Genomic DNA, 26878 nt, shown 5'->3' with positions numbered 1-26878 from the left:
GCACCGCTGCTTGGACTTTGTGAACGACTACTTCCCTCGAAATGTCAGTGCAGCATTTAAAATCCTAATAATTTTCGAAAATAGCTAGAATACGACTGACTGACTGTTAGGTGGTCTCCATTATTCATGGCTAGAATAAATGTTGAATGTGTATCGGGATAAATTTCCTTAATATGATTGACATTGACAATATAAGACCGGTGACAACGGATAAAATAATCTTTAGGCAATAAATATTCAAATTCCTGAAGGGCATATTTATGTGTACCCGAATACTCTTCTGTATAGACGAACGTTTTCTTATCCTTTGCTTCAATATAAACTACTTTTGAAAAGGGGGTCGGTTGCCAGCCGTCATGGCTCCTTACAGTCACAACCGCTTTCCCATCAGTTAAAGCAGGATAAATAGCAGTGACACAGCCCTCTAGAACTCCGTCATGATGAAATGGAACGGCCATTCCATGGTATGGAACTCCAAATACATCCCGATTGATAAATTCTGAAGCTTTATTCCCTGTGGCAATGGCCTTATAGGCGATTGTCCCATCCTTTAAAGGGTCTCCCGGCTTGATTTTTAAATCTACACGTTTACTCGGCCGGTAATAAATATATTCTTTTGTGTTAGAAACCGCAATTGAAATTTCATCTGAAAACAGTTCACCAATTACATCTAATAGTGAGCTTACTGAAATACTCTTCATTTCCTGACTTCCTTCCAAAAAATAGAACTAGTTTAATATTACAATGTTTTAAAAGAAGATTCTATCTGAATTCTGATGCTTATGAGTGCTCCTGTTTTAATCAATATTATACAACGTTGAAAATTTCTGCGAACCGCTTCATACAATCTTTCGTTACCTTAAAAAAGATTCATTCTTAAAGAATTTTTGCGTTCACTTCAAAATCCTCTCAACATATCAGGCTCATGTACTCACCTATTTTTTTAATTCCCACTCCCATGTATATGCCTTATACTTAATAAAACGCTTTTTATAAGGGAGAGACAACTTGCAGTGAAATTGAAAACGGATGAAGAACTTATAGAATTAATTGTTCAAAATCATCGCCCTGCACTTGAAGAACTGTATGATCGCTACGTAAAGCTTGTCTACAGCTTCTCCTTTAAAATGTCAAAGGGAGATACAGAGAAAACAAAGGAGATTGTTCAGCAAGTTTTTCTCAGACTTTGGACCACAAAACAAACCTATAGCTCTTCAAAAGGAAAGTTTCCAAATTGGATTCTTACCATTACTAGAAACATTGCAATTGATCTCATTCGGAAGGAACAAAAGCATTCAGCATCGATTCAGCTAGAATCAAACGAATGGGGACAAATCGAAGATCGGCATACAGTGGGTGTACCGGAGCAGGTTTCAAAAAGTCTATTAAAGCATCAAATTCAAGAAGCAAAGCAGCAGCTCTCAGAACCACAGCAGCGCCTAATTAATTTATTATACTGGGAAGGCTACTCATTAAGTGAAATTGCAGAACTGGAACAAAAGCCGCTTGGTACGATAAAAAGCAGACTGCACCAAACCTTGAAAAAATTGCGGAAGTATTTTAAAGAAGAAACGGAGGGGGTTCGGCATGGAAACAAATAAATGTGAAAACCTGTCTCTATTTATAATTGATCAGCTGTCAAAACATGAAAAGAAACAGTTTGAAATTCACCTTAAAACATGTGCCGAATGTCGGAATGAAGTCAATTCCCTTCAGGAAACATGGCAAATGCTCTCTTATGATATTGAAGAAACTGAGGTTCCAAATTCCTTAAAAGATGAGGTTATGAATTTTATTTTTGATGAAAATAATATACCAGCACAAATTAATAAAAAGCAAAGTTTTTTTGAACAATTAAAAGGAATTTTAGCTAAGCACTTCTCACCATTATCTGCAGGTATACTGGCAGTTTTAGCAATAGGCTTAACAGGATTGATTTGGCATAACCTTCAATTGAAAGATTCCATTACAGCATTAGAAAACAAAGCCTTTTCTCCTTCGCAAATTGTAAAAACGATTGATTTAAAAGGGCAGGATTTAGCGGCTTCAGCAAATGGGATTGCCTACCTTTTACAGGATGGTCAAGACACAAGTCATCTTATTATCGAATTAAACAATATGCCGATAACAAATAACGATGAGGTTTATCAAGTATGGCTATTAAAAAATGGGAACCGCCAAAATGCAGGGACGTTGAAACCCGACCAAAACGGGAATGGCTTGCTCACTTACCAGCTGCCGAAGGATCACGCTTTTGATGCAATCGGGATTACCTTAGAACCAAATGCTGGCAATACTCAGCCTAAGGGTAAAAAAGTGATGGGAACCCTATAAAGTAATTCGAGCCCCATGGCAAGGTGTTACTTACCATGAGGCTCGTTCAAAAACCCTTACTCTATTTTGAATCCGCGTATTTAACATAAAGGGCTTGACTTGTATTCTTGATTATACAGCCCTCTAAATCTTCATCCTTTAAAAATCCTAAATTTAAGGCTGACTTAATTTTTGCTTCATCTGGTTTCTTCTGGATAAGGTCCATTAGATTTAATTCTTCTAATCGATGAACTGTCGCTTCCTGCTCGTATTTCTCTGTTATCCTTATTTGTCTTTGCAATTTATAGTCATCTATCGTTAGTTCACCTTTTGCATTTATTCCAAAAGCCATGTCAAAGTATTGATTAAAAGCCTTTTTTAATTCATCTAATTGCATTTCAATTTCTTTCTTCCTGCGGTTTAATTCATTGTAATTAGCCACCATTTCTCTCGTAATGAAAGTGTTCTGATTACCCAACCTAATCCCCTCATTCCACATATACTACTTCATCTTATTGTGAAATACGAAAGAATATTCTCATTTTTCATTACTTTTCCGCTTACTTTTCTATCGTCCTTGCCAGCACAGCCCCGAAGACAAGCCCCCATACTGGTGCACTAATATGCAGAAAGGATATGCCTGATAGCGTTACAATAAAGGCAGCCATGGCGCTTAATCGATAGCGGTTTTCCGAAAAACCCATTTGAATGCTGGAATGCAATACACCTATAAGAGCAAAACCAGCTAGTAATGAGACAAAGGCTTGTGGCAATGATTGAATGAACGGGACAATTTTCCAAGCGAAAATCCCGAAAAGGATAATGACAATTCCCGATACGACAGAAGCCATATACCTTTTCGAGCGGGGACCTGAATCAGGCCCCGAACATATAGCTGTCATCATTCCCGCAATATTGGCGCTTTGTCCTCCGAAAAAACTGGCGATAATGGAAAATAAGCCGCTTATGGAAATGATTTTTCGAATGGGCGGCTTATAATCGGAGCTTTCTAGGGCACCTACTCCCGGTGCCGCATCATTACTCAAAATTAGCATAGCGAGAGGAAGCGCTACTGTCAGTATCCCAAACCAAGTAAACTCTGGCATCTGCAAGGTGGGCAAGAAAAAGGCAATTTCCTTTGCAGGCTCCAGCTTCTGAGTAAATAACAGCGCAATAAAAGCTACAACAACAGCAGCCAACACTGGCGGAACCCGCTTCAAATATCTTGAACAAAGAAAGAAACTGACGACTGCGGATCCTCCAACTAAGGGCATTGCCTTAACAGCAGGAACCAATTGCACTACATAACCGGTAACTAGCCCTCCAAGCATCGCAGCAATAACCTCTTTCGGCACCCATTTAATAATCTTTGTAAAGAGGCCCGATATTCCGATCAAAAGTATAAGTAACCCCGATAGCACATAACTGCCTATTAACTGTGGATAGGTAAATTGCGCTGTGACCGTGGCTAGAAAGGCAACACCCGTAATAGAGTGACCCCCAGTAATCGGGATCCTGTATCGCAATGCCATCATCAATCCTAACAATCCGCCGAAAAAATAGACAGCAAACATCCAGCTAATGGTCTGTTGATCCGTAAATCCTCCGGCTGCAGCTGCCTGTAAGATGATAATAGCTGGACCTGTCATAACCAATGTACTAGATATCAATCCCGTTGAGACGTTTTCTCCTTTTACATCCTGCAGAAGCATGCGCTGTCTAAATTTCCCCTCTGGAACAAACCCATTTTCGCTTATCTTTGGCAATCCCACTTGATCCACTCCCAAACAATCTTCATTATTACTACCTATCATTAGGGCAGAAGGAATGAACTGTCAAATAATTCAATTCCTTTTCACCTAACTATTATTAGAAGATTCCTATTTTAAAAAATATTTATATAAATATCAAACCGTTTTGTAAAACCTATCGTTTACTTAAGTGTAGCAAAAAAATATTTAATTAGGAGAGTGTAAGCATGAAACGATTAACTTTAACGGTAGTAATGTTTTTAATGTCCCTGTCGCTGCTGGCTACTTCTGTAGTTGCCGCAGTACCTGATTTCCAAACGCTTGGTTTTCCAAATGTCGTTGCTGAGAAAGAAATTGATCCTAGCAAAGCTGATTCCATTACATATGGAAATGTTAAAATTGATATCCCTGAGGGCACATTCTTAAACCCTGTAAATTTCCAAGTATTAGAAGGCCCAATAGCTGATTTCCAAAAGAATGCACCTGAGGATGAAACTGTTTTAATGAATTTCGCGTTTAAGGTAACGGATCTTTCAACGAATGAGATTATTGGCAAGTTTGAGAAAGCTGTTATGTTTAGCTACACAGATGATAAAGTAAATGCAGACAGCAAATATTATGATACTTTAGTTGACGGAACGTTTTCTTTAAATAAAGTGCCAGCAACAATTGAAGGGACTACCCTGTCTCACCCAATTAAAGGTGCACCAGTTGGGTGGGCGGTAACTTCTGCTGCAATACCAGTAAAGAACGCTACTTCGCCAGTTACAGGCATGAATATGACACCATGGGCAATTGGAGGCTCTGCTCTCCTTCTTGCAGGGATAGTACTGCCATTGTTCGCACGTCGCCGTATGAATTAACCAATGAATCCAAAAACACTTAAAAAGGTATCTGGAGGATTACTGGTTTTGGGCATATTTGTCCTCCTTTTCCCTTTTGTTCAATTAGGCTATTCTAAAGCCATGTCCCAAGCCTTGCAGGAAGAAGCCCAATCCCAGTTCATTCCAGAAGGCTCTTCAGCAAGTCCATCACAAGAAATTACTGCAGGCCTTCATGCGGGAAAGAAACCAACCGCAAAGATGAGCGAAACTGAACCAATTCTTCAAACCTATCAAACCGGACTTTACCCTAAACCAGCTCCAGAACTAACCGCAAAACCGAAAACAGGCGAAATCATCGGAATGCTCACCATTCCAAGTCTCGGAATTAATGAAGCGATTTTAGAAGGAACTGGAAAGAGAGAGTTAGCCAAAGCACCCGGGCATCTGCCAGATAGCGTTTTTCCTGGGCAAATTGGTACGAGTATCATCGCAGCTCACAATTCATCTTCCTTCCGTCATCTAGATATGCTTTCAGAGGGAATGGAATTTACCGTGACAACAGAACAAGGTGTGTTTACCTTTTCAGTGACCAGGCAGCGGATTTTACATGTAGAAGATATACTGCCCGATATGGCTTACCCATCCATAGCACTTGAAACTTGCTATCCTTTAGATGCCTTATATTTAACAGACAGGCGCTTATTTGTTGAAGCAGCTCTCATAAAAAGCGAAATAAAAGTAAAAAAACTTATTAAATTTCTATAATTAAAAAAGGCAGCTTCCCTCATATATAAGGTGCTGTCTTTTTTAATATGCTAAGGAGGCGTTTATCCTACGTATAATCTACTATTTCTCTATTAAAAATTTCATGCAATACTAAATACTCCTTCCTATTTACAACAGCTCTTTCTTTAGCACGAAGGGATCCATTTGGAAGGGAAGACATATGATTAATCTGTTTAGGTAATGTTCGATGTGGAACAGTAATCTTTTCATTTTTTGTAGAAAATGGTTTTTTGGCACCTATTTGAAAGCCCCAATCCACAAAGGAAGGAATAACAGTATGGTATGGTTCCGTATAAAAACCTGCGGCTTCCATTGTCCGGCCAATACTCCAAAAGACAATTGGCGTTTCATCAATTGAGTTTGACTGACAAACTATTTTTCCGTCCATAGCTAATAAATCATAAAGCTGTTGATATAGCTCTAATGTATATAGATTAGCCAATAATGGAACTGTAGGGTCAGGAAAGTCTATTATGATGAAGTTGTATTGACTTCTATTTTTCTCCACAAATTTAACTGCATCTTGTGGGTAAACATGTACCCTTTTATCAAAAAAAGCTCTGTCATTCATAGCTGCCATTTCCGGTACATTTCGTGCAACATCCAAAACCTATTCATCTAAATCCACTAAATTGGATGTTTTAAAGCCACAAAAAGTGTACAGACACAAGATCATCCGCGAGACTAGGGATTTTGTTCACAGTTCCAAATAGCATATTTTGGTTCCCGACAAAAGAAGACCTCACTCTTACAAAGGTGTAGTGAGGTCCCATCGGTATGACATGCTTATTCATTATTCGCTTTCCCTGTTTTAAATAAAAAGAATGATATTAATCCTGAAAAAAGGGCAGCACCTGTAGAAATAATCACTCTTGTTTGATAATCAAGAACCGAATAATCTTTATGAAGCATCCACATGGCTGCAGCACCAACTATAAGCATAATTGGAATGACCAAGGCTAAATGTCTCATTATCTTTACATCCTCCTACATAAGGCAAGCCAAGAAACTAAATTAGGATTTGAGCGCCAATGTATAGCGCCATTCCCCATATGATTATAGCAGATATTTGGTTCATCTTCTTTAAAAAGCGCCCGCTCGTATCGAACTCTCCTACTTTCCTCCCAACGAGTGCTAAACTGAAAAACCATATCCATGAAATACCTATACATGCTAGAGAAAACGCCCATTTTTCGAAGCCTTCATAGGCTAAAGAGCTTGTGCCAATAACGCCTATTGTATCCATAATAGCATGCGGATTCAGCAAAGAAACCGATGCCGCAAACGTGATCTGACGCTTTGTTGAAAAGGAAATCTCCTGTTTGTCACTCTTTACCTCAGGTTCGCTTTTCCAAATGGACCAGCCCATATAGGCTAAAAAAAAGAAGCCGACAATAAAGATTACGTTTTTGATCCATACAAAGCTAAACACAATTATCGATACACCCATTACAGCCAAAAGAATTAAGATCGTATCACAAATTCCTGCAGTAATAACTGCTGGCAATGCTCTTACAAATCGCTTTTGTGTCGCCCCTTGGTTAAAAACAAATACATTTTGCACACCTAATGGCAGGATGAGTCCAAAAGCAAGAATGGCTCCGTGAAGAAATGCCTCTGTCATAATGCCCTCCCTAATTTTTCTTATGTATTCAATCAAAATTAGAATTCGGAGGTTAGGAAAGAATAAGTTTTTTAATCAATTAAACTATCACCGTACCAAATTCATTAACATGTAGTATATTATAAATTGGAATTTAGGTTGTAATCTTTTAGCATCCTCAGGCTTTCTTCCTTATTAAAAACAGCCGGAATGAATACATTTCCCGGCTGTTTTGTTAATCTATTTTCATAGCTTCTTTCTTTAAATAAGCTTTCCGGCTGCCCTTGCCCATTGAGAAGAAAGCAGTCCCAAGAGCAAATAAAACGAATATTCCACCAGCTATTGGATTTAGATCTACAGACGATGCCTGCTCGATCACAAGTCCCCCAATCAATGAACCTAAAGCAATTCCAATATGGACAGCAGAATTATTTAAGGTTTGCTGAATATCCGAAGCACCAGCGGAAACTTCAATTAAATAACTTTGCATGGGAGGTGTGATCGCCCAGCTAAGCAAACTATACACACCGAGGATAATTAGAAAAATCGGCAGTGAAAATGTTGTAAATGGAATGATAAACATCGATACGGCAAAAAGGGCCGTAACTGATAGAATGGTAGTCTTAGTGCCAAATCGATCAGCAAGTAAGCCTCCGATTCCACCTCCCACTACCGCTGCGATACCAAAAACTAAATAGACAATACTAACCCACTGACCATCCAAACCCATTTTCATTTTTAGAAAAGGAGTCAAGTAACCGTAAAACGTTAAATGTCCTGCCAGAAAAATAATGGACGTTAATTGCGCAAGTAAAATTCTTCGATTCTTCAAAGTCTTAAGCTGAACTCCAATAGGAACAGCTGGCTTAGGTGGGATTTTTCCTAAAAAGAAATACACACCTGCCATCGAAACGAGGGTAAGGATTGATATCAGGACAAAAGGCGCGCGCCAGCCAAATGAATTTCCAAGCATTAATCCAATTGGTACGCCCAATACAAGAGAGCCGCTCACTCCCATAACTACAACCGAAATAGCACGAGCACGGTATTTTTCATCGACAATGGCTGGAACCATCGTTAAGCATAAGGCAATGAGCAACGAGCCGCTAGCTGCTGATATGATACGCCCCACTAGTAAAATACTATAATTCGGGCTGAATACAGCAATCACATTCCCTAGGAAAAAAACTGCTAGAGACATCAAAGTAAGCTGCTTACGGTCCACTCTCTGGGTTACCGCTAACAAAATGGGAGCGGCAATCGCAAATGAAAGTGAAAAGGCCGTCATCAGAAAACCTGCCTGCCCTAGACTTACATCTAAACCATTTGCTACTAAATCAAGTAAACCACCTATAATTAACTCCACCATCCCAACAACAAATGAGACAATGGCCAATAAATACACACGTTTATTCATCAAGTAAGACCTCCTAAAGTACCTTACTCATGTTAACGATTTATTCGCCTTAAAACAAGTGGTAATTCCACCAATTTTAAATTATGGAATTTTTCGTAAACGATCATTATACAATAAAAAGCCTCGTTTTGCGGATTAATCCAAAATTGAGGCTGTCATTATTTAATTACTTTGCTCTTGTAGCCATTCACGGCCAAAATCAATAAGCAGCCGCTGCTTCATGAGCTTGCACGTGGCTAAACCAATTTGGCAAGAATTAATTGGATGTTTCTTTTCAAACTCTTTCCCTAAAGCATCAAATGAATCTGAATCATAAACAATTTCTTCGTATGTTTTCCATACTCGTTCGTTATTTTCAAATAAAGCAGTCCCTTTTTGGACCTTCTTCCTGTTAACGATTGCATGTTCAGCAAAATGCAATGAAGTATTGCTATCATGCTGCACCCCTAGCAATAATACATAACCATCCAATTCATAGATTTTGGCTAAAGGCGATTCAAGTCCAAATCCCTCTTCCAGAGGCTGTTGAGATAATATGTACTCCGCATGCTTTCCCCATGCTGCAAATGAATAAGTTGGGTGCAAGCTCCTTTTAACCCCTGGGAAGGTTCTAAAGGCTTCAACAATTTTCCCCATTCCCGTTGTTGGTGTGAAATGTGGATCATATGCGGGGGTTTCCTTACGAATAATCGGCCACCATTCCTCTGGTACAGGAGGGTTTTGCCATTCTGCAGGATCTGAATTATCCGCTGTTTGAGTTGGCATAATAATAGTCCCCTCTTCCCCAACGGTTTCCATCAGGGCTTGGACAACGGCTACTGGCCCTCCGCAAACCCACCCAAGTGCACTTAAGGACGAATGGACAATGACAACCATTCCCTTTTCTAAGCCAAGATTTTGCAAATCCTTATGCAAGCTTGATCTAGTGTTAGGTATTTTCATTTGATAAATAGCGTTTACTTCACTCATTTTGTCTTACGACCCCACTCTTCCTCTAATATTGCATAATAATATTCATCCCACCAATCATTCCCCGATGGAATACATTTCTTAAAAAACCCTTCTCTTCTCATGCCAATTTTCTCCATAACACGGTAAGATGGAGTATTCTCAGGCTGGCATGTAGCTATAATTCTATGTAACTTCATGTCTTCAAAACCAAATTTCAATAAAGCTTCTGCTGCCTCTGAGGCATATCCCCTATTCTGAAACTCCGGATTAAACACCCAGCCAATCTCATAAGTATGCTCACCAAAATATTTTTCAAAAGCCATGTGACCAATTAGAATATTTTCATTCTTTAATAGTACAGGAAATTTTTCCGCTTGATCAACTGAATTTTTGATGACAAACTCCTTTGCATCCTCTTCCGAAAAAACCCCTTCTGGAATATATTTCATAACAACAGGGTCAGAGGTATACTTGTAGACTGCTTGCCAATCATCAAAAATAAATTTCCGGATGATTAATCTTTCTGTTTGTATGAACATTATCTTTACTCGCCTTTCCTATTATTGTAAACGCTTCATTAAATTTCGATAAAAAAACCTTTACCTCCTGCTTATATTCAAACAGCCATAGAAGTGTGTCCCCGTTGCCAACTATTGAACCTTCTTAATAAATAACTTATTATTATAATAATTATAAAAAAGTTTTCGTTAATCCTCTGAGCATATTCATTCATATTCGACATGTCCACTAAACCTGCTCATTCTCCATATAAAAGATATTTTGAGGATCTAAACTTCGCAAAAATAGGTTGCGATTGATAAAGTGAAACTTCAATCAGTGGGGGGCCAATGCACAGGACGTGCTAGTGCCTACAAAGACATTAGATAGTGGCAATCTTAGTAGGCCTCATCCCCCACTGATTGTTAGTTGAACTAATCGGGCCTTTACGGGCTGTTGATCCCCTACTTAGAAATTAGTGTTTTATTCAACTTCTTGAAGTGAGGGTCTTACAGCCCGTTAATCTGCGATAAAGGGGAAGAACTGTTCATGCCTACTCGAAACACGAAACTAAAGTTAACAACATTCCTCATTTATTTTATCTTCACAATCGTACCCTCACTTTTAATCAGCTTTTTATTGACGGTACAAAAAATGGAATTTTATGAAAATGAGTATAAAGAGGAGGCGCACAGAAATGCAGGCCTTCATTCAAGAAGCATCGACAACTTTATTGGTGAAACGTCTGGCCGCCTTGAGATGCTTGCTACGTTAATCAAGGTACAGCAATTTAGCTTTAACCATATAGATGAAGTATTGAAGGAAACCCATAAACAGGATAATCGGTTTTCCGGCTTTTATTGGGCCAATCCAAAGGGAGATATTCTAATAAGTTCAAACACTCCTTTTTCCCCTGTAAATATAAGTGATCGCGAATATTTCCAGAAAGCGGTTGAAATCGGAAAAACGAGTATATCTGAAGCACATCTTGGTCGGATTACAGGAAATTATATTATCACATTAGCTACTCCTGTTATCGAAAATCATAGGGTCATAGGTGTATTGCTTGCTAGTTTAAATTTAAAAACATTCGAGGCTAATTTATCTACCCTTTTGAATGATGAAGAAATCTTCATAGCTGATGATAAAGGAATAACCATCATGCAAGCAGGGGCGTTACATACAAATGAAAAATATGTCATGAAGGAATTAAGCTTAGACCGCTTACCTTGGACGTTAACAGCAAGAATCAGCTATGATGATAAACATTTACGCCTAGAAGCTTTTATAAATTACTTTTTTATTGCCTTTATTTTTACAAATATCCTATTGCTCTTAATCTATAATTTCCGCTTAAAATGGAGAGCAAAATTAGAAAAAGAACAATATGAGTTTCAGAAGATGGAGCTGATTGGTAATCTGGCAGCCAGCACAGCCCATGAAATTAGAAATCCCCTTACTGGGATTAGTGGTTTGATAAAATTATTAGGCGAAGAATATCATGATAAAAAAGCCCAGAATTATTTCGAGGTAATACAAATTGAAATTGAACGAATCAATTCAATCGTCAGTGAGCTGTTATTTCTAGGACGGCCTACAGCCTATACATATAAAATCTACAATATAAATGAAATATTGAAAGAGATTGAACCCATTTTAAAATCTGAAGCCAACTATATGAACGTAGAGCTATCAATCACCTACTCTACTAATGATCCACATATATCCTGTGTTAAAGATCATTTAAAACAAGTCATTCTAAATCTTAGCAAGAATTCCTTACATGCAATGCCTAACGGTGGGAAGCTTACCATTTCGATAGATAGCAATTCGGCAAGCTGCATGATTTATGTAAGTGATACCGGAATAGGGATTCCAAATGAAGAGCTCGAGAAAATATTCCATCCATTTTTCACAAAGAAAAAAGATGGCTCTGGCATCGGATTAACCGTCTGCAAACGAATTATTGATTCCTATAATGGAAGTATTTCTATTGAAAGCACAGTAAATGTGGGAACTCAGGTAAAAATGATGATTCCTTTAGTAAGAAAGGACAAAGAAGATATAGCTTAAGGACGGGATGAACTTTGAAAAATTTATCTTTTCTCTTACTTACATCAACAAGAGTTCTCATGTTTTTATTATTGAGCAGCTATTATTTTCAATTTACAGAACCTACGGAAGGCTGGAAGTTCGGCTTTATTATTGGGGCGATGATTCTTTTTGTTGGAAATCATATTCTGCAAATTTTCACTGAAAGTATAAGAATAAGGGTATTCTGTACAGCTGTTGATATGCTTCTGAGCTTTGGGTTTGGGGCTATATTTCCGTCTAGTGGCAATTTATACTTGATATTCTTTGGTGTGATATCAACAACCGTCTTTTTATTTTTCTCAAAGCGCAGCATTTTAAAATGGTTTTCGATCGCCTTTTTCATCATGTGGATGTTGATTACCGTTGAAAAATATTATTTATTAGGGGCATCTGCATTTTCCGATAATATATTAAATTTGATGTTCATCCTATTTGGAGCGATTGTCGGGAGCTTAATCCAAAATTTACAGACAGCAAGAGAAACGATCAGCAGTCAGTTCCAGCAGCTAAATGACTCGCATAGTGCCTTGCAGAATGCTCACGAGCAATTAAGTGAGTATTCCAATCAAGTGGAACAATTAACCGTAATACGGGAACGAAATGAAATTGCACGTGAAATTCATGATACGGTCGGCCATAAAATGACAGCCTTACTAGTACAGCTGCAATTAGCAAATGAAATGATATCGATGGATCCAGACAAAAGCAAAGCCATATTAAATACATGCGAGCAGTTGACTCGCGACTCTCTTCATGAAATACGCTTATCTGTTCGAACATTGAAGGAACAGGACCACATGAAAGTCTCATTTCTGCATGTTTTGCGTGAGATGATGGATGAATTTGCTAATCTGACTGGAATGGAAACACGACTAGAATTAGATGGTGATCCAACGTCAATCCCTCTTTCCATTCAACCAACCATAAAAAGAATCGTACAGGAAGCATTAACAAATGCACAACGACACGGTTCGGCTAATGTATGTCACGTATCGATTCAGATTACAAATGAAGCTGTCAATATTGAATTGGAGGATAACGGAAAGGGAACTGAAAATGTAGTCCCAAGCTTTGGGCTCATAAACATGAAGGAACGCATTTTAGAGCACGGTGGAACGATACAATTTAAAAGTGCGGAAGGACAAGGATTTTCGATTTCCGTTAAACTTCCAAATAAACTTGTACAATGGAGCTCAGCGGGGGTGATGAATTGATTAAGGTCTTAATTGTAGATGATCAGCCATTAATAAGGGAAGGACTAGGCTCCCTATTGAATTTGCGCAATGAAATTGAAGTAATCGGGACAGCCGGCGATGGAGCCGAAGCATTGGAAAAGGCTTTAAGTCTTACCCCTGATATCGTTTTAATGGATATCCGGATGCCAAATGTCAATGGGGTTGAAGGAACAAGGCTTTTAAGGGAAAATATTCCCCAAGTTAAAGTGTTAATGCTAACGACCTTTAGTGACAGTGAATATATTTTTGATGCGTTAGAGGAAGGGGCAAGCGGTTATTTATTAAAGGATATGTCCACTGACACAATCGTTCAGGCGATTTTAACCGTTTTCCATGGAGGCGTAGTCCTCCCTAAGGACTTCACTTCCAATGTGCTAACAGAAATGCGGTTGAAAAAAAGTAAGGACGAAATCAACTCAGAAGCACCTATCCCCTTTTCCTTAAATGAATTAACAAGCCGTGAGCTTGAAGTATTGAGTCATCTTGGCCAAGGTTTCAATAATAAAGAGATTGCCGATGCCTTATTTATTACAGAAGGAACGGTCAAAAATCATGTTTCGAATATTATTCAAAAGCTTGAGCTTAGGGATCGCACACAGGCAGCCATTTTTGCGGTACGATACGGCATCACTACCTTTTAAACATGACTTTTGGCATACGGCAGGATGAACAACGACACATGGGTGTCGTTTTTTTATACATAAAAATCTATCGCCAGCTAGATGGCTGGATTCCTGCTTCGGATTAAACTGAAGGTAGTTAATAAGGAGGCGGTTGAAGGTGCTTGCACTAAACAATATTAAAAAGAGCTTTGGCCATCATGAAGTCGTTAAAGGAATTACCTTAAATATTGAAAAAGGGGAAGCGTTTGGTTTACTTGGACCAAATGGAGCGGGAAAATCAACGACCATCTCCATGATTTGCGGGTTAGTTCCTTATCAGGATGGAGATATCCTCGTGGATGGAGTTTCAGTAAATAAGGACCCACAATTTATTAAAAAGAAAATTGGTGTTGTTCCTCAGGATATTGCTCTTTATCCGACAATGTCAGCAATTGATAATTTAGTTTTTTGGGGCCAAATGTATGGTTTAAAAAGAAAAGAGGCTAAAAACCGGGCGAAGGAAGTACTCGAAATCGTTGGTCTTTCCGACCGGGGAAAGGATAAAATTGAAACCTTTTCAGGCGGGATGAAGCGGCGGATTAATATTGGAGTGGCCTTAATGCATAAGCCCGAATTGCTGATCATGGATGAACCGACTGTTGGCATTGACCCGCAATCGCGAAATCATATTTTAGAAACGGTCAAATCGTTAAATGAGCAAGGAATGACCATCATTTACACAAGCCATTACATGGAAGAGGTTGAATTCCTTTGCAAACGTATTGCGATCATCGATCACGGCCAATTAATTGCAAGCGGGTCAAAGAAAGAGCTTACCAATAGGCTTTCCGGCGGCAAAGTGCTTCATCTTGTTGTTGATCAAGCGAAGCCTGCTTTTCTGATGCAATTGAATTCAATGGATGGTGTTGAAAATGTAACGGTTCAACAAGAAACAGAAATTGATATCTTCTTGCAAAATCATAAAGAGCTCCTAGCTGATATCGTTTTACTATCTAATCAATTAGGTGTAAAACTGCAGCAAATTCAGCTTCAGGAACCTAATTTAGAAACATTGTTTTTACAATTAACCGGACGTTCATTGCGTGATTAGAGGTGAATGAAATGAAAATGTTTATTATTGCTGCCAAAGATCTAAAGCTTCGATTGAAGGATAGAAAAGCCATCATCTTGATGGTCTTCATGCCTATCCTTTTGACTGCGATATTAGGATCTGCTTTAAAAGGGGTCATGGGTGACAGTCAGATGCCTAAAACAACAATAGGTATTTACACTGTGGATACTGATGCTCTTGCAGAGACATTCATTAATGAGGTTTTACTCGATGAATTGAATGATTCAGTATCTGTGAAGCAAACCAGTTCTAGTGAAGAACTGCAAAATTGGGTCAAGGATTCTCATGTGGATGTTGGTCTAGTCATTCCTAGCCTCTGGGAAGAGAGCTTAGGAAATCAGCAGGAAAATCCTGTTTTTATATATCCAGCAGCAGGCAAGGATTTTGAAGCAGCCTTTGTTCAGCAAATAACGGATTCTTTCACAATGACTGCACAAACGATGGCTATTTCGACAAAGGAAGTGATGTCTGATATCGCAGTTACAGCAGCAGCTAATGGAAGCAGCTTTCATCCAGAAACAATCCAAATGGATCTTTTGCAAAACATGGAAAAGGTCGTAAAGCTCCAGCAGGATGTCATTACGGAACAGCCTTTAGGAGAACATAATGTGTCGTCTATGCAATACTACGCTGCAGCCATGGCGGCTATGTTCTTATTATTTAATGCTATGCATGGCGGGAAAGCTTTTCATCAGGAGCGCAGTACGGAGACTCTAGCCAGATTAATGACGACACAAGCGAGTAATAGCTCCATTTTATTAGGAAAATTTCTAGGGACGCTATTCTTTGCCTTCATCCAATTTCTGATCTTTATGGCTGCGACTCATTTTGTTTTAAACGTAGGCTGGGGAATCAATGTTCTCCAAACAATCTTCATTGCTTTCATATACAGCTTTGCGGTATCAGGGCTGTCGATGGTTGTGGCTGCCTTTACTTCGAGTGAAAAAATGGCAGACACACTAGGTGGAATTGGTGTACAGCTCCTTGCCCTTTTAGGAGGTTCCATGCTTCCTATTTCCGTATTCCCAAGCCTTATGCGAAACATCTCTATGATTACACCAAATTCATGGGCTTTAACTAGCTTTACAAATATCATGTCTGGCACTACATGGGTCTCATTAATGGCGCCAACGATCATATTAACTTTGATTGGTATTGTATCGATTATCATTGGAACGATGCGCTTTCACCATAAGGCTCTCTAAGGAGGTTTGGGAATAATGATGAAAATATGGGCAATTTGCCATTTTGAACTAAAGCGTACATTTAAAAAGCCGTCTGCTTATCTATTGATGTTCGCCATGCCGCTTCTGTTTACCTTCCTATTCGGGAGCCTTTTCGGCGGAAGCTCGGATCCCACTATCCATATAGGCATTGTTGATGAAGATCAAACAGAATTATCGACTGGGCTGATTACACATCTTAAATCGAGTGAGCTTGTTACGTACCATAATGTTACAGCAGCGGAGGCAAGGTATCTGTTCGAGCAGCAGGAGGTTCAAGGAGTTTCTACAATAAAAAAGGGATTAGCCACTCAGCTTATTAAACAGGAAAAACCTGAGATTACCTTTCAACATTTACCTAGCAGTACAACTGCACCCATTGTAAAGCAAATGATGAATGGGGCTGTACGAACAATGGGTATGCAAGTCTCAGCAGCAAAAACGGGAAGCCAATATAACGGAGGGGAATGGGATGACATATACAATAAGCTTGCGAGCGGCCTAGAAAACCGGCCAGCCTTAACAAAAATTATCGCAGGTGATGGCTCAAATGAAAATAATCTGAACAGAATGTCATACAGCTCGGCAGGATTTTCTATCATGTTTGTGATGATGATGATGCTGTCTGTCACTGGAGCTCTAATTGAAGCAAGAAATATGGGCATTTGGTCAAGATTGTTTACAACTCCAACTTCCAAATTTCATGTTATGTTTGGATACTTCCTATCATTTTTTGCCATTGGCTGGATTCAATTCTTCTTATTGATCGTCATGTCCTCGGTCATTTTTGATGTGAAGTGGGGAGATCCTGTTGGGTTGCTTGTTCTTATCTCCTCATTGCTTTTATCTGTAGTCGGATTAGGTCTCGCAATTGCTGCCTTTGCCAAAACAGCCGAGCAGCAAAACGCAATTGGAACGCTCATCATTGTTTCTACCTGTATGCTTGGCGGTGTTTATTGGCCTACAAGCATTATGCCTGAATTCATGCAATCCATTGCAAATTTCGTTCCTCAGTCATGGGCTATCGAAGGGTTTACAGCATTAATCGGGAGTGGCGGTACTCTTGGGGATATTCTTACACCTGTATTCATATTGCTTGGATTTGCGATGGTGTTTTTTACCGTTGGATTGTCAAAGGTACGGTATGAATAAGTGAATATTTTGGGTTGACCTTGTTGGGGTCAACCCATTTATTTTATGCGGTCATTGGAACAGTATATTTGCGGAACTGTCCAATTTATTTGCGAAACCAACTAACTTATTTGCGGAACTGACTAATTTATTGCGAAACTAGCCAGTTTATTTGCGAAACTAACCAGTTTATTTGCGAAACCGACCGTAATGTACACGAATCTTCCTCTAGCCTAGAAAAGTTTCGGGAATTAGTGTAAATCCTTCAACCATCGTATCTTCGTCCACTTCAATCAGTAAACAGCGCTTGCCGTTAAAATTAACCTGTCTAACATATTTTAAATCCTGTGGACTAATAGAGATATTTGCTACTTTCGTGTTAATTTTAATTGATTTCGTATTATAATTCGGTACAATACTGCTTGCTTTCAGTTCATATTTTTCATCATCAATGATTTTCTGGAACGCCATTTCAACCTTTTCAGTATTAACGTCCTCTACACCACTTACCTTTAATACACGTTCTACATCCTTGTAATCCAATTTAGGAGTATCTTCCTCTTCTTCTTCATCCATGATTCGATTGATTTCTTCATATACATTGGAAAGGGTTGTTGCATCAACCTGGTCTCCAACGACTTCTTTGACGATTTCCTCGAATACAGCTTTATCATCTTGAGCGGTCATAATCTCTTCGCCATTCAATACTTCTTCGATAAAATGATAATCGGGCTGATTTGGTTTCCCGGACGAGTAAAGAACGCGGTTTACATCTGCTGAATTCTCAGTAAAGCTAGGATATAAAAAACCTGCCACAGGAGATGTAAGATTGATAATGGAATCAACGACAACACTAGACTTAAATTCCTTTTCAATATAATCAAACAACAAAGATCTTTTTGGCTGTATCGTTTGATTAATGCTGCATAGGATAAAAGGATGTTTATACACCTCATCCCGGGCACTAATTTCGGCTTCTTCATTACTCCTTTTCGTTGGCTTAAAATATTCCCCCCGAATAAAAGTCACGACCATGTCCTGTTCATATTGAACATCTTTAAACATTTTTTCAACCATAAGCAGCATTTGTTCCTTCCAATCTTCTACATCATCGGACTGTAGCCCATCGTGGAGAATGAACTGACTATGATTTTCAGCTTCTCGTTTGAATTTTACTTCAAATAATTTCACATCCACTTGACCCGTAAGTACTTTCTTAAAGTTAGTCATGAATAACTCTTGCTGTTCCTGGTCTAACATCGGAAAAGGATGACTTTCTTCATGATAAATCTCACTGCTTTCCTTTCTTATATAAACATTAAAGATATTTGCGATTTTCAATAAATCATTATTAAGCTTAAATTGTTTACGTATGTTTGCTATATCCTTCTTATTCATTTTAAAAAGTCCAACTCCTAAGCTGATTAGTGTATTCCTAAATTATAAGCAATCTGTTTGCTTAAGGGAATGATTAACTTCGTCAGCGTTTACTGGTATCCTTCAGCTAGAAGAAGACGATCAAGCAGATGTTCATATTTCTCCTATTAGTGATGTTAATGGTTCTTTCCTTTCTTCTTTATTTATTTTTTTTGCCCATAGGACTAAACAACCAAGTTTTTTTCCTTTGTATAGGACAAGTTTGGAATTGGGAAAGCTGAGGGGTAAGGAGGCGATGATTGGATGGAGACTTTTGAAGCTTTGTCGTTGATGATTAGCTTTGGGATGTTGGTGATCGCCGTTTTGAAATTTAATGATAAGGATAAAAATTCTTGAACACGCTGAAAATAGCGTGTTTTTTTCTGTAAATAGTGATTTCTTTGGAAGGGTTGTTTAGTGGGGATCAAAGGGCTGTGAGGATACAGTTCAATGACCAGCAGCCCTTTTATATTTTACCTGCAAAGATCTATGCAAGCCTCTTTAATTCATGCCGTGCTTCTATCCGTTTTTCAATCTTCTCTATAGCCTTTTTGTCCTTTAATAGTTCTTGTTTATTTTCTTCAATAAGCTCTTTCAATGTTTTACGCATTTTCAATACACCCTTTATTTTAATTTAATCAGAATATTCTATACTTATATATTACACCTATTTACACGTTTTAAACCTTAACTATTTGAACATTTTGTGAATATTTGAACTTATTTGCTGATTTTAATATAACAGGGGTTACTTGTGGGGGAGGAATCGAAACAAGTTTAAAATTTTATCTCAACAAAACAAAACGGAAGCAGGATGCTTCCGTTTTGTTTTATACTTTACTGAGTTAAACTTTACCTTAATGGCTTCTAACCTCTAATCCCTATCTCTACCTTTCTCAAAGAACGACTTTTCTACTTTATTGTTCTGAACCTTTCCTTCATTCCCCTTCACTTTAACTTTCTCATTGCCATTGCCTTTCTTGCTAACCTCAGAGCCTACGGATGAATAGATGCTATTGGCGATAAGTCGATAGCTATATTGAGTATGAGCTCTAAAGGCAAGGTCATTGGCAAAAAGGGTAATCGTACTGTCTTTAAAATTTTTAGTGAAAGCAAGTGTTTGACCCTTTGCCTTCTCATGTCCAGGCCACCAGCCAGCAACATAGAAATCATCAGAATCACTGAAAGATGCCAATACTTCTGCGTCAGCAGGAACGGAAGTGATCCATGCCCCTGTCGTTGAATAGAGCAGCTCATCCTTCTGGTAACCGGAAGTCAATACATGATCATTAACAACTGCTTTAAATAAACCTTCATGACCATTTTCTGTTCGACCAAAATCAAATCCAGGAAGTAATCCACTATTTTTCACAGCGTTCATGGCAGTTACACCGATCCCTACATAGGACTTTCCAGACAGCATATCGCCATTAATGGCTCCACCATAGCTGACAATGACATCGGCTTCTTCCGGATTAACTAAATTAAATCCAAGCTCCTTTAGCGTAAAATTCAACTGAGAGGAACCAGTTGCCGCAACACGTGGCTGACTCAATTGTTCTGTTTTCACTTGATTGGAATTGCCTACAGGCTTGGCTTCAAAATAATAGTTTTTACCGTATTGCTGAAGATCTTTTGTGCTGACAATAAAGTCACCTTTAGATACGCCAGCCTTTGTTTCAGTTGCTCTTTCGATCACAACATTATTTTTCAGCAGTTCATTCACTAGTTTAATCGTGTCATTATTGGAATTGGCTAACACTTGCTTAGGTCCATTTCCTACCACATTACCTGTTGGAGTGGTTACATTTACTACCTTTGTTGTGTTATTAGCAAATGCACCTGGGACACGAATTTCCTGCACATCAAAACCTCTAAGTTCAGGAAAATTGACAACAATTGGATCGTACATAGCAGCCCAGTCTGACGCATTTTCACCCTTATAAAGCATCGCATTTGCCAGTCCGCGTTTAGCCTGCTTCATGGAAACAACAAATGTCCCTTTCGGATACATCGTCCCATTTACTTTGATATTTTTCGTTGTTTGCTCAACCTTCACACCATTGCGGAGTAAATAGTCTATCATTTTATATGCTTCTAGCTTATTCTTTTGCTCCTTCTCATCGGTCGGAATGACATAATAATCTGGGAAGAAGTTAGCATGTTCTCCTCTAACCCGGCCAATCGAATCACCTTTAGCATTCACAAAATATTCGTCTACTGCGCGATTATCCTCCCCGTTTACGCCACGCGCAAAGATCTCAAGCTGGTTTTTATATAATTCATCCTTGTTATCAGTGACAAACTTGGTTGCACCCAGCCCTACTCCTACCATCGCATGATAAGAATCTTGACTTAATGTAGGCACTTCAACCGTATGCCCCAATGAGCCATGAAGCATCGCATACATTGGAGTATAAGCTGGCGTCATATCATCCCAGCCATCCTCCCATGCTTCCGCAGGAATAAAATAAGAGGTTAAGCTCGAATTGCCAATCCCAGCTTGTCCCATTGCATGAGCCTGATCAATCATCGTGTTATAAAGCAGGTCATACTCATAGTTAGGGTTATGCGGCGGTGTTGTTGGTTCAACTAAAAATCCGTTAACATAACCATGCATATCAACGAAAGACAGTGGAGTCCATTTGGCAATTTCTTGCGTTATCTGCTGTGTTTCAACTTGTGTCTGATAATGGTTGTCACGATTTAAGTCAAACCCATTGGCATTCGCTCTAGTGTTAGCAACCCTTCCATCAGGATTGTTTGTAAACATGTAAAGGAAAATGACATCATCGAGAACCTCGTCCACTTTTAACGTTTCAGTTCTTTCTTTGTCTCCTTTGCCCGTTTTAAACGTTACCTCATCCTCAAGAGCAAACTTCCTTAATAGTTCAACGGAAGTATCAACCCCCTCTACTTCATCGGGATGAATATTGTTCAACCAAATGGGCACCTGATAGTCTCCCATGGTTCCAGATTCTAATTTTTCGATTAAATTTTCAGGGTTCTCTAATGCGGTCGGCAGTGTTTCATTTAAATACTTATCAACGGCGTTTTTATTTTTTGCTAGGATAACGAAGTGAAGATCACGTCCCTGTACTGTCTTACCTAGACTTTGATACTCGAGGTAGCGATTATTTGCCGGATCGGACGTTGCTTGTCCAAAGATTTGGTCAATCGCTGGCTTGATTTGATCGTAAAATAAGAATTCATCATATACATTAAGCTTTACTGTCGTTGCAGCCTTCATCTTACTCTCAGAATTCATTAATGCTAATTCATAATCGCCGATAAATTGTTGATATTGTGTTCGAATTGTTCTGTTTGATAGATTACTAGTGTTAAAAAGAAGCCCGAATTCCAAAGTGGCTTCAATCTTAGTGGTCCCATCAACAAAGTGTGGTTCTTTTTTTACTGTAATAAAGGGGGCACCGTTATAATTGGTACCGCTTGTCCATTTTTTCCACTCGGAAATACTTTTTCCGCCAAATGTCCATTCTAATTGAGTTAAATCTACTTCCTCGCCAAAATCAGCTTGTACCTCTACTGTGCGAACCTCAGTTAATGAAAACAGAGATCTACTTGCTTCTAGGTTTACAAGCTTGACCTCTTCCGCTGCTTCAATGGCTGAAACGGGGAAGGCCGTTTGGGCAAATAAGGATAACATCATAATAAATGCCACCAAGCCCGCAAAAAGCTTCTTCATAAAATCATCCTTTCTACTTTCATATAGACACCACAGTTAAATATATCGAAATATTCAGTGAATTATTGTCGGATTTTTTGCAAAAACATATGTATCGCTCGACAATTTGTGCAATTTCAATTTCAAGTCATGCATGCCATAAAGATATTTCCTTGTAAAACCTCAGCCAATGTTGATGAATTTGCTAATACTTCTCCTTAAAAAGAGAAGTTGTGAGAAAGTATTATAGTCGTGATGGAAGAGTTTGCTGAATGGTCAAATAATCAAATTTATATAAATGAAGAATGGAAGGGTTTGATTACAGATTTGGAAGTAAATGAGAAAGAAAAAAATCAAAAAACGCTATATCCGAAGGGGTGGATCTTTTTAATTAACTGGGGTATCACCAATATTTTTGTTGATAGGACCCCTTTTTTATTTTTCTAAATTTATATTCATACTTTTTTCAATGAAAAAGAGAACTATCATAGGTACTTAATCCTGAAATGAACAATCATGAAGGGGAAAGGTGTAACACGGAGAATATCTAACTTATAAACTACCAAATTTAGGAGGAGTAATATGAAGAATATTCTATTGAACGGAAAAAAGGCATTTTCCACGTTATTATTGGCGACAGTAATAACATTCTCTTTTTCTACTGCAGCATTAGGGGAATCCGGAACTACTCAATCACTTAAAATGAACAATGTTCTTGAAAGGGTGGTGACGGTTGAAACAAAGGGGGATTATGATCAGGAAGAGACTTTAAATATGGTTAATCGTCTCTGGAGCATTCCCACTAATATTTTGAATGGCATGTATAAGCAAGGGGTTCAGGTTAAACTGATCAATTTCCCTCTTACTGATTTACCAGAATACGAACATTTAAAGGGAGTCGTTCCTAGAGGATGGGAACATACTCCATATACTTGGGATGATGTTCCAGGTGTGGGAGGGCAGACGGTTGTTGCACGAATTGGCTATAGCTATAAAAAAATGCATAGTTCTGTAAACCTCGAGCTTCATGAAGTAGCTCATGCAATTGATCGTTATGTATTTGATAATATTAGTTACTCAGATGAGTTCACTAATATTCACGCTATAGAGAAAAAGGATTTTCTTGACAATGTCTATTTCGATTACAAGGAAGAATATTTCGCTGAATCCTTTGCTTATTTTTATGCTGGTCCTGAAACGAAGGCTGAGTTAAAAGAAAAAGCTCCATTAACTTATAAATTTATTAATGAGCTTCAAAGAAATATCCCTTCAGAAAAGCATTCAAATCAGTAGAATGATAGAAAAGCCAATGCGATCGAATGACCCGATGAATATAGGACAGATTCAAAGAACATTCATTCATCTCTCTAATAAAAGGGCTGTTGCACGGTAATGGGCTTTCTAGTTTAGAAAAATTCACAAAAAGCAGGTATCCATTAACTAGAAAAAAAGCAAGGATAGATAACCTTAACGTTTATCTATCCTTACCCTCCTATTCTTAAATTTGGATTAATAGATTGAAAGCAAGTTATCGATAATTACTTCCTCCGCCCCAAATTTCTCTTCCACCAGTATGTCCAGTGTTTTGATGAATATCTTCATCTACTAATTGTAAAACACCAGGCTGTTCGTTATGATGCCATACATACCCCTCAGGAGTTACACCATTTTCAAGACCTCTTATATCCTCTGAAGATAAACCTAACTCTCTTGCTAGACTAGGATTCTCTTGAATCGATTGATATAATGTTTCGTTTGCAATACTAAAATGAGTGCGGTCACTTTCCAAGTAAACCTCTTCAGCTAAAACGACACTAAACTGTGATTCAAATACAGGGAAGGTACCCGTTTGCAGATCACCATTCGGCAATTCAATCGTCTTTTGTTCAAAAGAAACACCTGTCTCTGCGTGTTCGAGCCCACCTAAGTGACTATTTCTCGTATCAATTTCTTCTGCTTGAACCGTATCAGCGCCATCAATAATATCAATGACTCCTACAGCAAAAGTAGTAACAGCTGCTACCTTACCAAGGTTCTTTACTCCTTGAAGGATTTGTTCTTTATCTTTATTTTTCAACCCCTGTAGGGTAATTCCTGCGCTTTTCGCTGTATATTTTATGCTAGATCCAATCCCTTTGACGGTTCGGCCTGTAGAATCTTTCATATCATTCCAGCCTTTGTTTTTATGATAATCATCTTGCTTTACAACTCCATAGGCCCCACGAATGGCTCCATCAGCAAATTGCGAAACGGAATCCACTGCGCCTTTAGAAGCATCTACCACACTGTTCCCCACGTCTGCAACATATTTTCCTAGTTCCTCGTTCTTAACGGAGACTGCTTTACTGACGACCTTTACTCCGCCTTTCGCCGCTTCCCCTACAACTGTATTGACTACTTTTCCAATCCCCCGTAAAATGACCATTTCGCACTCTCCATTAACCAGTTTTAGGATAATTGTACCATATTAGCTGAAATTTGTTTTTATTTTTGGAGAGCTCAATGAAAAGAGAGAAGTGCTGGACACACTTCTCTCAGGTTTCTATTAATTATTTCCAGGAGTTTTCTTCCTCACAACATCAAAAAGTCCTGATCCAATAATGTCTAAGGCAGACTGCATTCTCTCAACAGAGATATTATCCTCAATCGTATCTTGAGGTGTGTGGTAAACCTTTTCGATATGGTATACTAGCGGATTCCAGCTATCAATACCCATCCAGATGAATAGGGCTGCGGGAATACCTGCTTGATGGAAAGGCACATGGTCACTAGATCCGAACGTACCCGGAAGAATATCTGAATTTCCTAATCTAGCACCTGCTTCACCGGTAGAATCTGTAACGATATTCGTGCTTCCATCAACCGTCATCGCATAGAGATTATTTGCTTTATCATAATTGGTTGCCACCATATCAGGGACAAAAACAGCTTCAATTTGATCCCTTTGATCCTGTGTCAATTGCTGTACATAATATCTCGAACCTAGCAAACCTCTTTCTTCGGAACCAAAGGCAATAAATTTCAGCGTTTTATCCGTATTATACCCTTTATAAACGCGAGCAAGTTCAAGCATCAAGCCAACACCTGAAGCATTGTCATTTGCACCCGGCGCTCCAACTACGCTGTCATGATGCGCACCGAGAATGACTTCTTTCACATTTGGATCCTTAGATTTAGCTTCCTTTGTCGCAATGACGTTCACGGATTGGAGATTGGAATAATGCTTCGCGGTTAAACTAATTTCCACTGCACCTTTCTCCATCTGTTCCTTCAGCCATTCCCCTTGGATAAATGCAGCCCCAAATACTGGCACATCATATTTAGTTGTCAAACTTGGGTTAAACGTCTGACCGTAATTTCCTCGGCTTCCTACTAAGCTCTGAAGAATAACACCTGCTGCTCCAGCTTGAACCGCATTTTCTACTTGTGCACGGTAATCAGCAGTAGAAGCTGCTCTTGCCACAAGAACTACTTTTCCACTGACATTGGAAAAATCCGCCGCATTAAGCCCTCCTTCAACATATACAACTTCAGCTTTTACAGCAGAATCACTAACGACTCCATTTGGTGCAGCAGCCATTTCCCAAACTGTACCATCAGAAAATCCGACATTCGCTATGTATTGGTCAGCAACAGGGAAGTATTGATACTCTACATCATATCCATAGCTTTTTAATGTTTTTGCGATGTAATCAGCAGATTTTTTCTCAGCTTCCAAACCACCTGGTCTTGTGCCAATTTCCTTTGATAAATAATTAATGTGTTCAATGGCACGTTCCGCATCCACTCTTGCCACTATTTTTTGATCTTGAGAATACGTGGATTTTCCTTTTTCGCCTTCAGCTGGTGCAGCATACCCAACAGAACTGAAAGCAAGTGAAGCAGCTAAAACCGTTGCTAAAACTTTTGGTATTTTACGATTCATCATACTTTTGAACCTCCTATTTAATAGATTACTATTAGTAAATTTAGTATAGTTGGAATATCATTAGGAGGTAAGAGTATTAATTCCTAATATTCTGATAACAATCATATCCTTTTAGGAGGGAAGATTTGCTCCTAAAGACCTTTATTAGAGGAATTTCAAAAATGCAAAAAACAAAAAACCAGCTAAGCTATTTGCTCAACTGGTTCCTTTTTAGCACGTATTCATAGGAATTATTAATTTTCATTTATCTTGAAATAAATTTACATCAAAGATCCGTCAATTGTTCAAT

The 26878-nt window shown here is 38.7% G+C and carries 26 protein-coding genes; 12 read left to right on the top strand and 14 right to left on the bottom strand.

Annotated features, from left to right (window positions below):
* Positions 1–56: 56 nt before the first annotated feature.
* Complete coding sequence (locus tag V7164_RS14690; protein ID WP_335347601.1) at positions 57–701, bottom strand: LytTR family DNA-binding domain-containing protein; 645 nt, start codon at positions 699–701, stop codon at positions 57–59.
* A 312-nt stretch (positions 702–1013) separates the two neighbouring features.
* On the opposite strand from V7164_RS14690, the gene V7164_RS14685 reads away from it, so the two are divergent.
* Positions 1014–1601, top strand: coding sequence for an RNA polymerase sigma factor (locus V7164_RS14685; RefSeq protein WP_335347600.1), 588 nt, complete (start codon positions 1014–1016; stop codon positions 1599–1601).
* On the top strand, positions 1588–2334 hold the full coding sequence (locus V7164_RS14680) for an anti-sigma factor (protein ID WP_335354448.1): 747 nt from the start codon (positions 1588–1590) through the stop codon (positions 2332–2334). The genes V7164_RS14685 and V7164_RS14680 overlap by 14 nt, the downstream gene beginning before the upstream one ends.
* Positions 2335–2395: 61 nt before the next feature.
* On the opposite strand, the gene V7164_RS14675 is transcribed toward V7164_RS14680, so the two are convergent.
* A complete protein-coding gene (locus V7164_RS14675) occupies positions 2396–2791 on the bottom strand; it encodes a hypothetical protein (protein WP_335344993.1) in 396 nt (131 codons plus the stop codon).
* 82 nt (positions 2792–2873) lie between these two features.
* Positions 2874–4085: a benzoate/H(+) symporter BenE family transporter gene (locus V7164_RS14670; RefSeq protein ID WP_335344994.1), complete on the bottom strand. Its 1212-nt coding sequence runs from the start codon at positions 4083–4085 to the stop codon at positions 2874–2876.
* A gap of 206 nt (positions 4086–4291) precedes the next feature.
* Between V7164_RS14670 and V7164_RS14665 the strand changes: the two genes are divergently transcribed.
* Both V7164_RS14665 and V7164_RS14660 read left to right on the top strand, forming a co-directional pair.
* Positions 4292–4927: a hypothetical protein gene (locus tag V7164_RS14665; protein WP_335344995.1), complete on the top strand. Its 636-nt coding sequence runs from the start codon at positions 4292–4294 to the stop codon at positions 4925–4927.
* 48 nt (positions 4928–4975) lie between these two features.
* Positions 4976–5653 carry a class D sortase gene (locus tag V7164_RS14660; protein ID WP_335354447.1) on the top strand — a complete coding sequence of 226 codons (678 nt, stop codon included), beginning with the start codon at positions 4976–4978 and terminating at the stop codon, positions 5651–5653.
* 67 nt (positions 5654–5720) lie between these two features.
* Here the strand turns inward: V7164_RS14660 and V7164_RS14655 are convergent, their stop codons facing one another.
* The 6 genes from V7164_RS14655 to V7164_RS14630 form a co-directional block, all read right to left on the bottom strand.
* On the bottom strand, positions 5721–6281 hold the full coding sequence (locus V7164_RS14655; RefSeq protein WP_335354446.1) for a spermidine synthase: 561 nt from the start codon (positions 6279–6281) through the stop codon (positions 5721–5723).
* Between the two features lie 179 nt (positions 6282–6460).
* A complete protein-coding gene (locus V7164_RS14650; RefSeq protein WP_335345711.1) occupies positions 6461–6646 on the bottom strand; it encodes a histidine kinase in 186 nt (61 codons plus the stop codon).
* Between the two features lie 37 nt (positions 6647–6683).
* Positions 6684–7298, bottom strand: coding sequence for a LysE/ArgO family amino acid transporter (locus V7164_RS14645; RefSeq protein ID WP_335345712.1), 615 nt, complete (start codon positions 7296–7298; stop codon positions 6684–6686).
* A gap of 214 nt (positions 7299–7512) precedes the next feature.
* Positions 7513–8694 (bottom strand): MFS transporter, encoded by a 1182-nt coding sequence (locus V7164_RS14640; RefSeq protein ID WP_335354445.1) that lies wholly within the window; start codon positions 8692–8694, stop codon positions 7513–7515.
* Positions 8695–8856: 162 nt separating this feature from the next.
* Entirely contained in the window at positions 8857–9663 is an 807-nt protein-coding gene (locus tag V7164_RS14635; protein WP_335354444.1) for an aminoglycoside N(3)-acetyltransferase, read from the bottom strand.
* Positions 9660–10184: a GNAT family N-acetyltransferase gene (locus V7164_RS14630; protein WP_335345715.1), complete on the bottom strand. Its 525-nt coding sequence runs from the start codon at positions 10182–10184 to the stop codon at positions 9660–9662. The genes V7164_RS14635 and V7164_RS14630 overlap by 4 nt, the downstream gene beginning before the upstream one ends.
* 508 nt (positions 10185–10692) lie before the next feature.
* Between V7164_RS14630 and V7164_RS14625 the strand changes: the two genes are divergently transcribed.
* From V7164_RS14625 to V7164_RS14600, 6 genes are all read left to right on the top strand, one after another.
* On the top strand, positions 10693–12216 hold the full coding sequence (locus tag V7164_RS14625; RefSeq protein ID WP_335354443.1) for an ATP-binding protein: 1524 nt from the start codon (positions 10693–10695) through the stop codon (positions 12214–12216).
* A gap of 14 nt (positions 12217–12230) precedes the next feature.
* Positions 12231–13451: a sensor histidine kinase gene (locus V7164_RS14620; protein ID WP_335345717.1), complete on the top strand. Its 1221-nt coding sequence runs from the start codon at positions 12231–12233 to the stop codon at positions 13449–13451.
* Complete coding sequence (locus V7164_RS14615; RefSeq protein ID WP_335345718.1) at positions 13448–14113, top strand: response regulator transcription factor; 666 nt, start codon at positions 13448–13450, stop codon at positions 14111–14113. Before V7164_RS14620 ends, V7164_RS14615 begins: the two co-directional genes overlap by 4 nt.
* A 139-nt stretch (positions 14114–14252) precedes the next feature.
* Entirely contained in the window at positions 14253–15185 is a 933-nt protein-coding gene (locus tag V7164_RS14610; protein WP_335345719.1) for an ABC transporter ATP-binding protein, read from the top strand.
* 11 nt (positions 15186–15196) lie between these two features.
* Positions 15197–16411: an ABC transporter permease gene (locus V7164_RS14605; protein ID WP_335345720.1), complete on the top strand. Its 1215-nt coding sequence runs from the start codon at positions 15197–15199 to the stop codon at positions 16409–16411.
* A gap of 15 nt (positions 16412–16426) precedes the next feature.
* Positions 16427–17581 carry an ABC transporter permease gene (locus V7164_RS14600; RefSeq protein WP_335354442.1) on the top strand — a complete coding sequence of 385 codons (1155 nt, stop codon included), beginning with the start codon at positions 16427–16429 and terminating at the stop codon, positions 17579–17581.
* Positions 17582–17788: 207 nt separating this feature from the next.
* On the opposite strand, the gene V7164_RS14595 is transcribed toward V7164_RS14600, so the two are convergent.
* A complete protein-coding gene (locus V7164_RS14595) occupies positions 17789–18958 on the bottom strand; it encodes a DUF4317 domain-containing protein (protein ID WP_335345722.1) in 1170 nt (389 codons plus the stop codon).
* Between the two features lie 282 nt (positions 18959–19240).
* Here V7164_RS14595 and V7164_RS14590 point away from each other — a divergent pair, with 282 nt between their 5' ends.
* The gene (locus tag V7164_RS14590) at positions 19241–19333 is read left to right on the top strand and encodes a putative holin-like toxin (RefSeq protein ID WP_335343802.1); all 93 of its coding nucleotides are present in this window, start codon (positions 19241–19243) and stop codon (positions 19331–19333) included.
* A gap of 130 nt (positions 19334–19463) precedes the next feature.
* Here the strand turns inward: V7164_RS14590 and V7164_RS14585 are convergent, their stop codons facing one another.
* Positions 19464–19586 (bottom strand): FbpB family small basic protein, encoded by a 123-nt coding sequence (locus V7164_RS14585; protein WP_335343803.1) that lies wholly within the window; start codon positions 19584–19586, stop codon positions 19464–19466.
* A 264-nt stretch (positions 19587–19850) separates the two neighbouring features.
* The gene (locus V7164_RS14580) at positions 19851–22682 is read right to left on the bottom strand and encodes a M14 family metallopeptidase (protein WP_335343804.1); all 2832 of its coding nucleotides are present in this window, start codon (positions 22680–22682) and stop codon (positions 19851–19853) included.
* Positions 22683–23243: 561 nt separating this feature from the next.
* On the opposite strand from V7164_RS14580, the gene V7164_RS14575 reads away from it, so the two are divergent.
* Positions 23244–23954, top strand: coding sequence for an anthrax toxin lethal factor-related metalloendopeptidase (locus tag V7164_RS14575; protein WP_335343805.1), 711 nt, complete (start codon positions 23244–23246; stop codon positions 23952–23954).
* 235 nt (positions 23955–24189) lie between these two features.
* On the opposite strand, the gene V7164_RS14570 is transcribed toward V7164_RS14575, so the two are convergent.
* Positions 24190–25086, bottom strand: coding sequence for an HNH endonuclease (locus V7164_RS14570; RefSeq protein WP_335343806.1), 897 nt, complete (start codon positions 25084–25086; stop codon positions 24190–24192).
* Positions 25087–25206: 120 nt separating this feature from the next.
* The gene (locus V7164_RS14565) at positions 25207–26589 is read right to left on the bottom strand and encodes a M28 family metallopeptidase (RefSeq protein WP_335343807.1); all 1383 of its coding nucleotides are present in this window, start codon (positions 26587–26589) and stop codon (positions 25207–25209) included.
* Positions 26590–26878 lie beyond the last annotated feature (289 nt).

The organism is Bacillus sp. JJ1474, assembly GCF_036965225.1.
GTDB lineage: Bacteria > Bacillota > Bacilli > Bacillales > Cytobacillaceae > Cytobacillus.
Note: the sequence above shows the minus strand (reverse complement) of the source record. Positions and strands in the feature narration are given on the sequence as shown.

What these genes read in the sequence shown, in the direction of transcription:
- V7164_RS14650 (WP_335345711.1), bottom strand. Translation starts at nt 6,646, where the DNA reads ATGAGACATTTAGCCTTGGTCATTCCAATTATGCTTATAGTTGGTGCT.
- V7164_RS14645 (WP_335345712.1), bottom strand. Translation starts at nt 7,298, where the DNA reads ATGACAGAGGCATTTCTTCACGGAGCCATTCTTGCTTTTGGACTCATC.
- V7164_RS14680 (WP_335354448.1), top strand. Translation starts at nt 1,588, where the DNA reads ATGGAAACAAATAAATGTGAAAACCTGTCTCTATTTATAATTGATCAG.
- V7164_RS14585 (WP_335343803.1), bottom strand. Translation starts at nt 19,586, where the DNA reads ATGCGTAAAACATTGAAAGAGCTTATTGAAGAAAATAAACAAGAACTA.
- V7164_RS14575 (WP_335343805.1), top strand. Translation starts at nt 23,244, where the DNA reads ATGAAGAATATTCTATTGAACGGAAAAAAGGCATTTTCCACGTTATTA.
- V7164_RS14570 (WP_335343806.1), bottom strand. Translation starts at nt 25,086, where the DNA reads ATGGTCATTTTACGGGGGATTGGAAAAGTAGTCAATACAGTTGTAGGG.
- V7164_RS14580 (WP_335343804.1), bottom strand. Translation starts at nt 22,682, where the DNA reads ATGAAGAAGCTTTTTGCGGGCTTGGTGGCATTTATTATGATGTTATCC.
- V7164_RS14605 (WP_335345720.1), top strand. Translation starts at nt 15,197, where the DNA reads ATGAAAATGTTTATTATTGCTGCCAAAGATCTAAAGCTTCGATTGAAG.
- V7164_RS14690 (WP_335347601.1), bottom strand. Translation starts at nt 701, where the DNA reads ATGAAGAGTATTTCAGTAAGCTCACTATTAGATGTAATTGGTGAACTG.
- V7164_RS14565 (WP_335343807.1), bottom strand. Translation starts at nt 26,589, where the DNA reads ATGATGAATCGTAAAATACCAAAAGTTTTAGCAACGGTTTTAGCTGCT.
- V7164_RS14630 (WP_335345715.1), bottom strand. Translation starts at nt 10,184, where the DNA reads ATGTTCATACAAACAGAAAGATTAATCATCCGGAAATTTATTTTTGAT.
- V7164_RS14595 (WP_335345722.1), bottom strand. Translation starts at nt 18,958, where the DNA reads ATGAATAAGAAGGATATAGCAAACATACGTAAACAATTTAAGCTTAAT.
- V7164_RS14590 (WP_335343802.1), top strand. Translation starts at nt 19,241, where the DNA reads ATGGAGACTTTTGAAGCTTTGTCGTTGATGATTAGCTTTGGGATGTTG.
- V7164_RS14640 (WP_335354445.1), bottom strand. Translation starts at nt 8,694, where the DNA reads ATGAATAAACGTGTGTATTTATTGGCCATTGTCTCATTTGTTGTTGGG.
- V7164_RS14625 (WP_335354443.1), top strand. Translation starts at nt 10,693, where the DNA reads ATGCCTACTCGAAACACGAAACTAAAGTTAACAACATTCCTCATTTAT.
- V7164_RS14635 (WP_335354444.1), bottom strand. Translation starts at nt 9,663, where the DNA reads ATGAGTGAAGTAAACGCTATTTATCAAATGAAAATACCTAACACTAGA.
- V7164_RS14600 (WP_335354442.1), top strand. Translation starts at nt 16,427, where the DNA reads ATGATGAAAATATGGGCAATTTGCCATTTTGAACTAAAGCGTACATTT.
- V7164_RS14665 (WP_335344995.1), top strand. Translation starts at nt 4,292, where the DNA reads ATGAAACGATTAACTTTAACGGTAGTAATGTTTTTAATGTCCCTGTCG.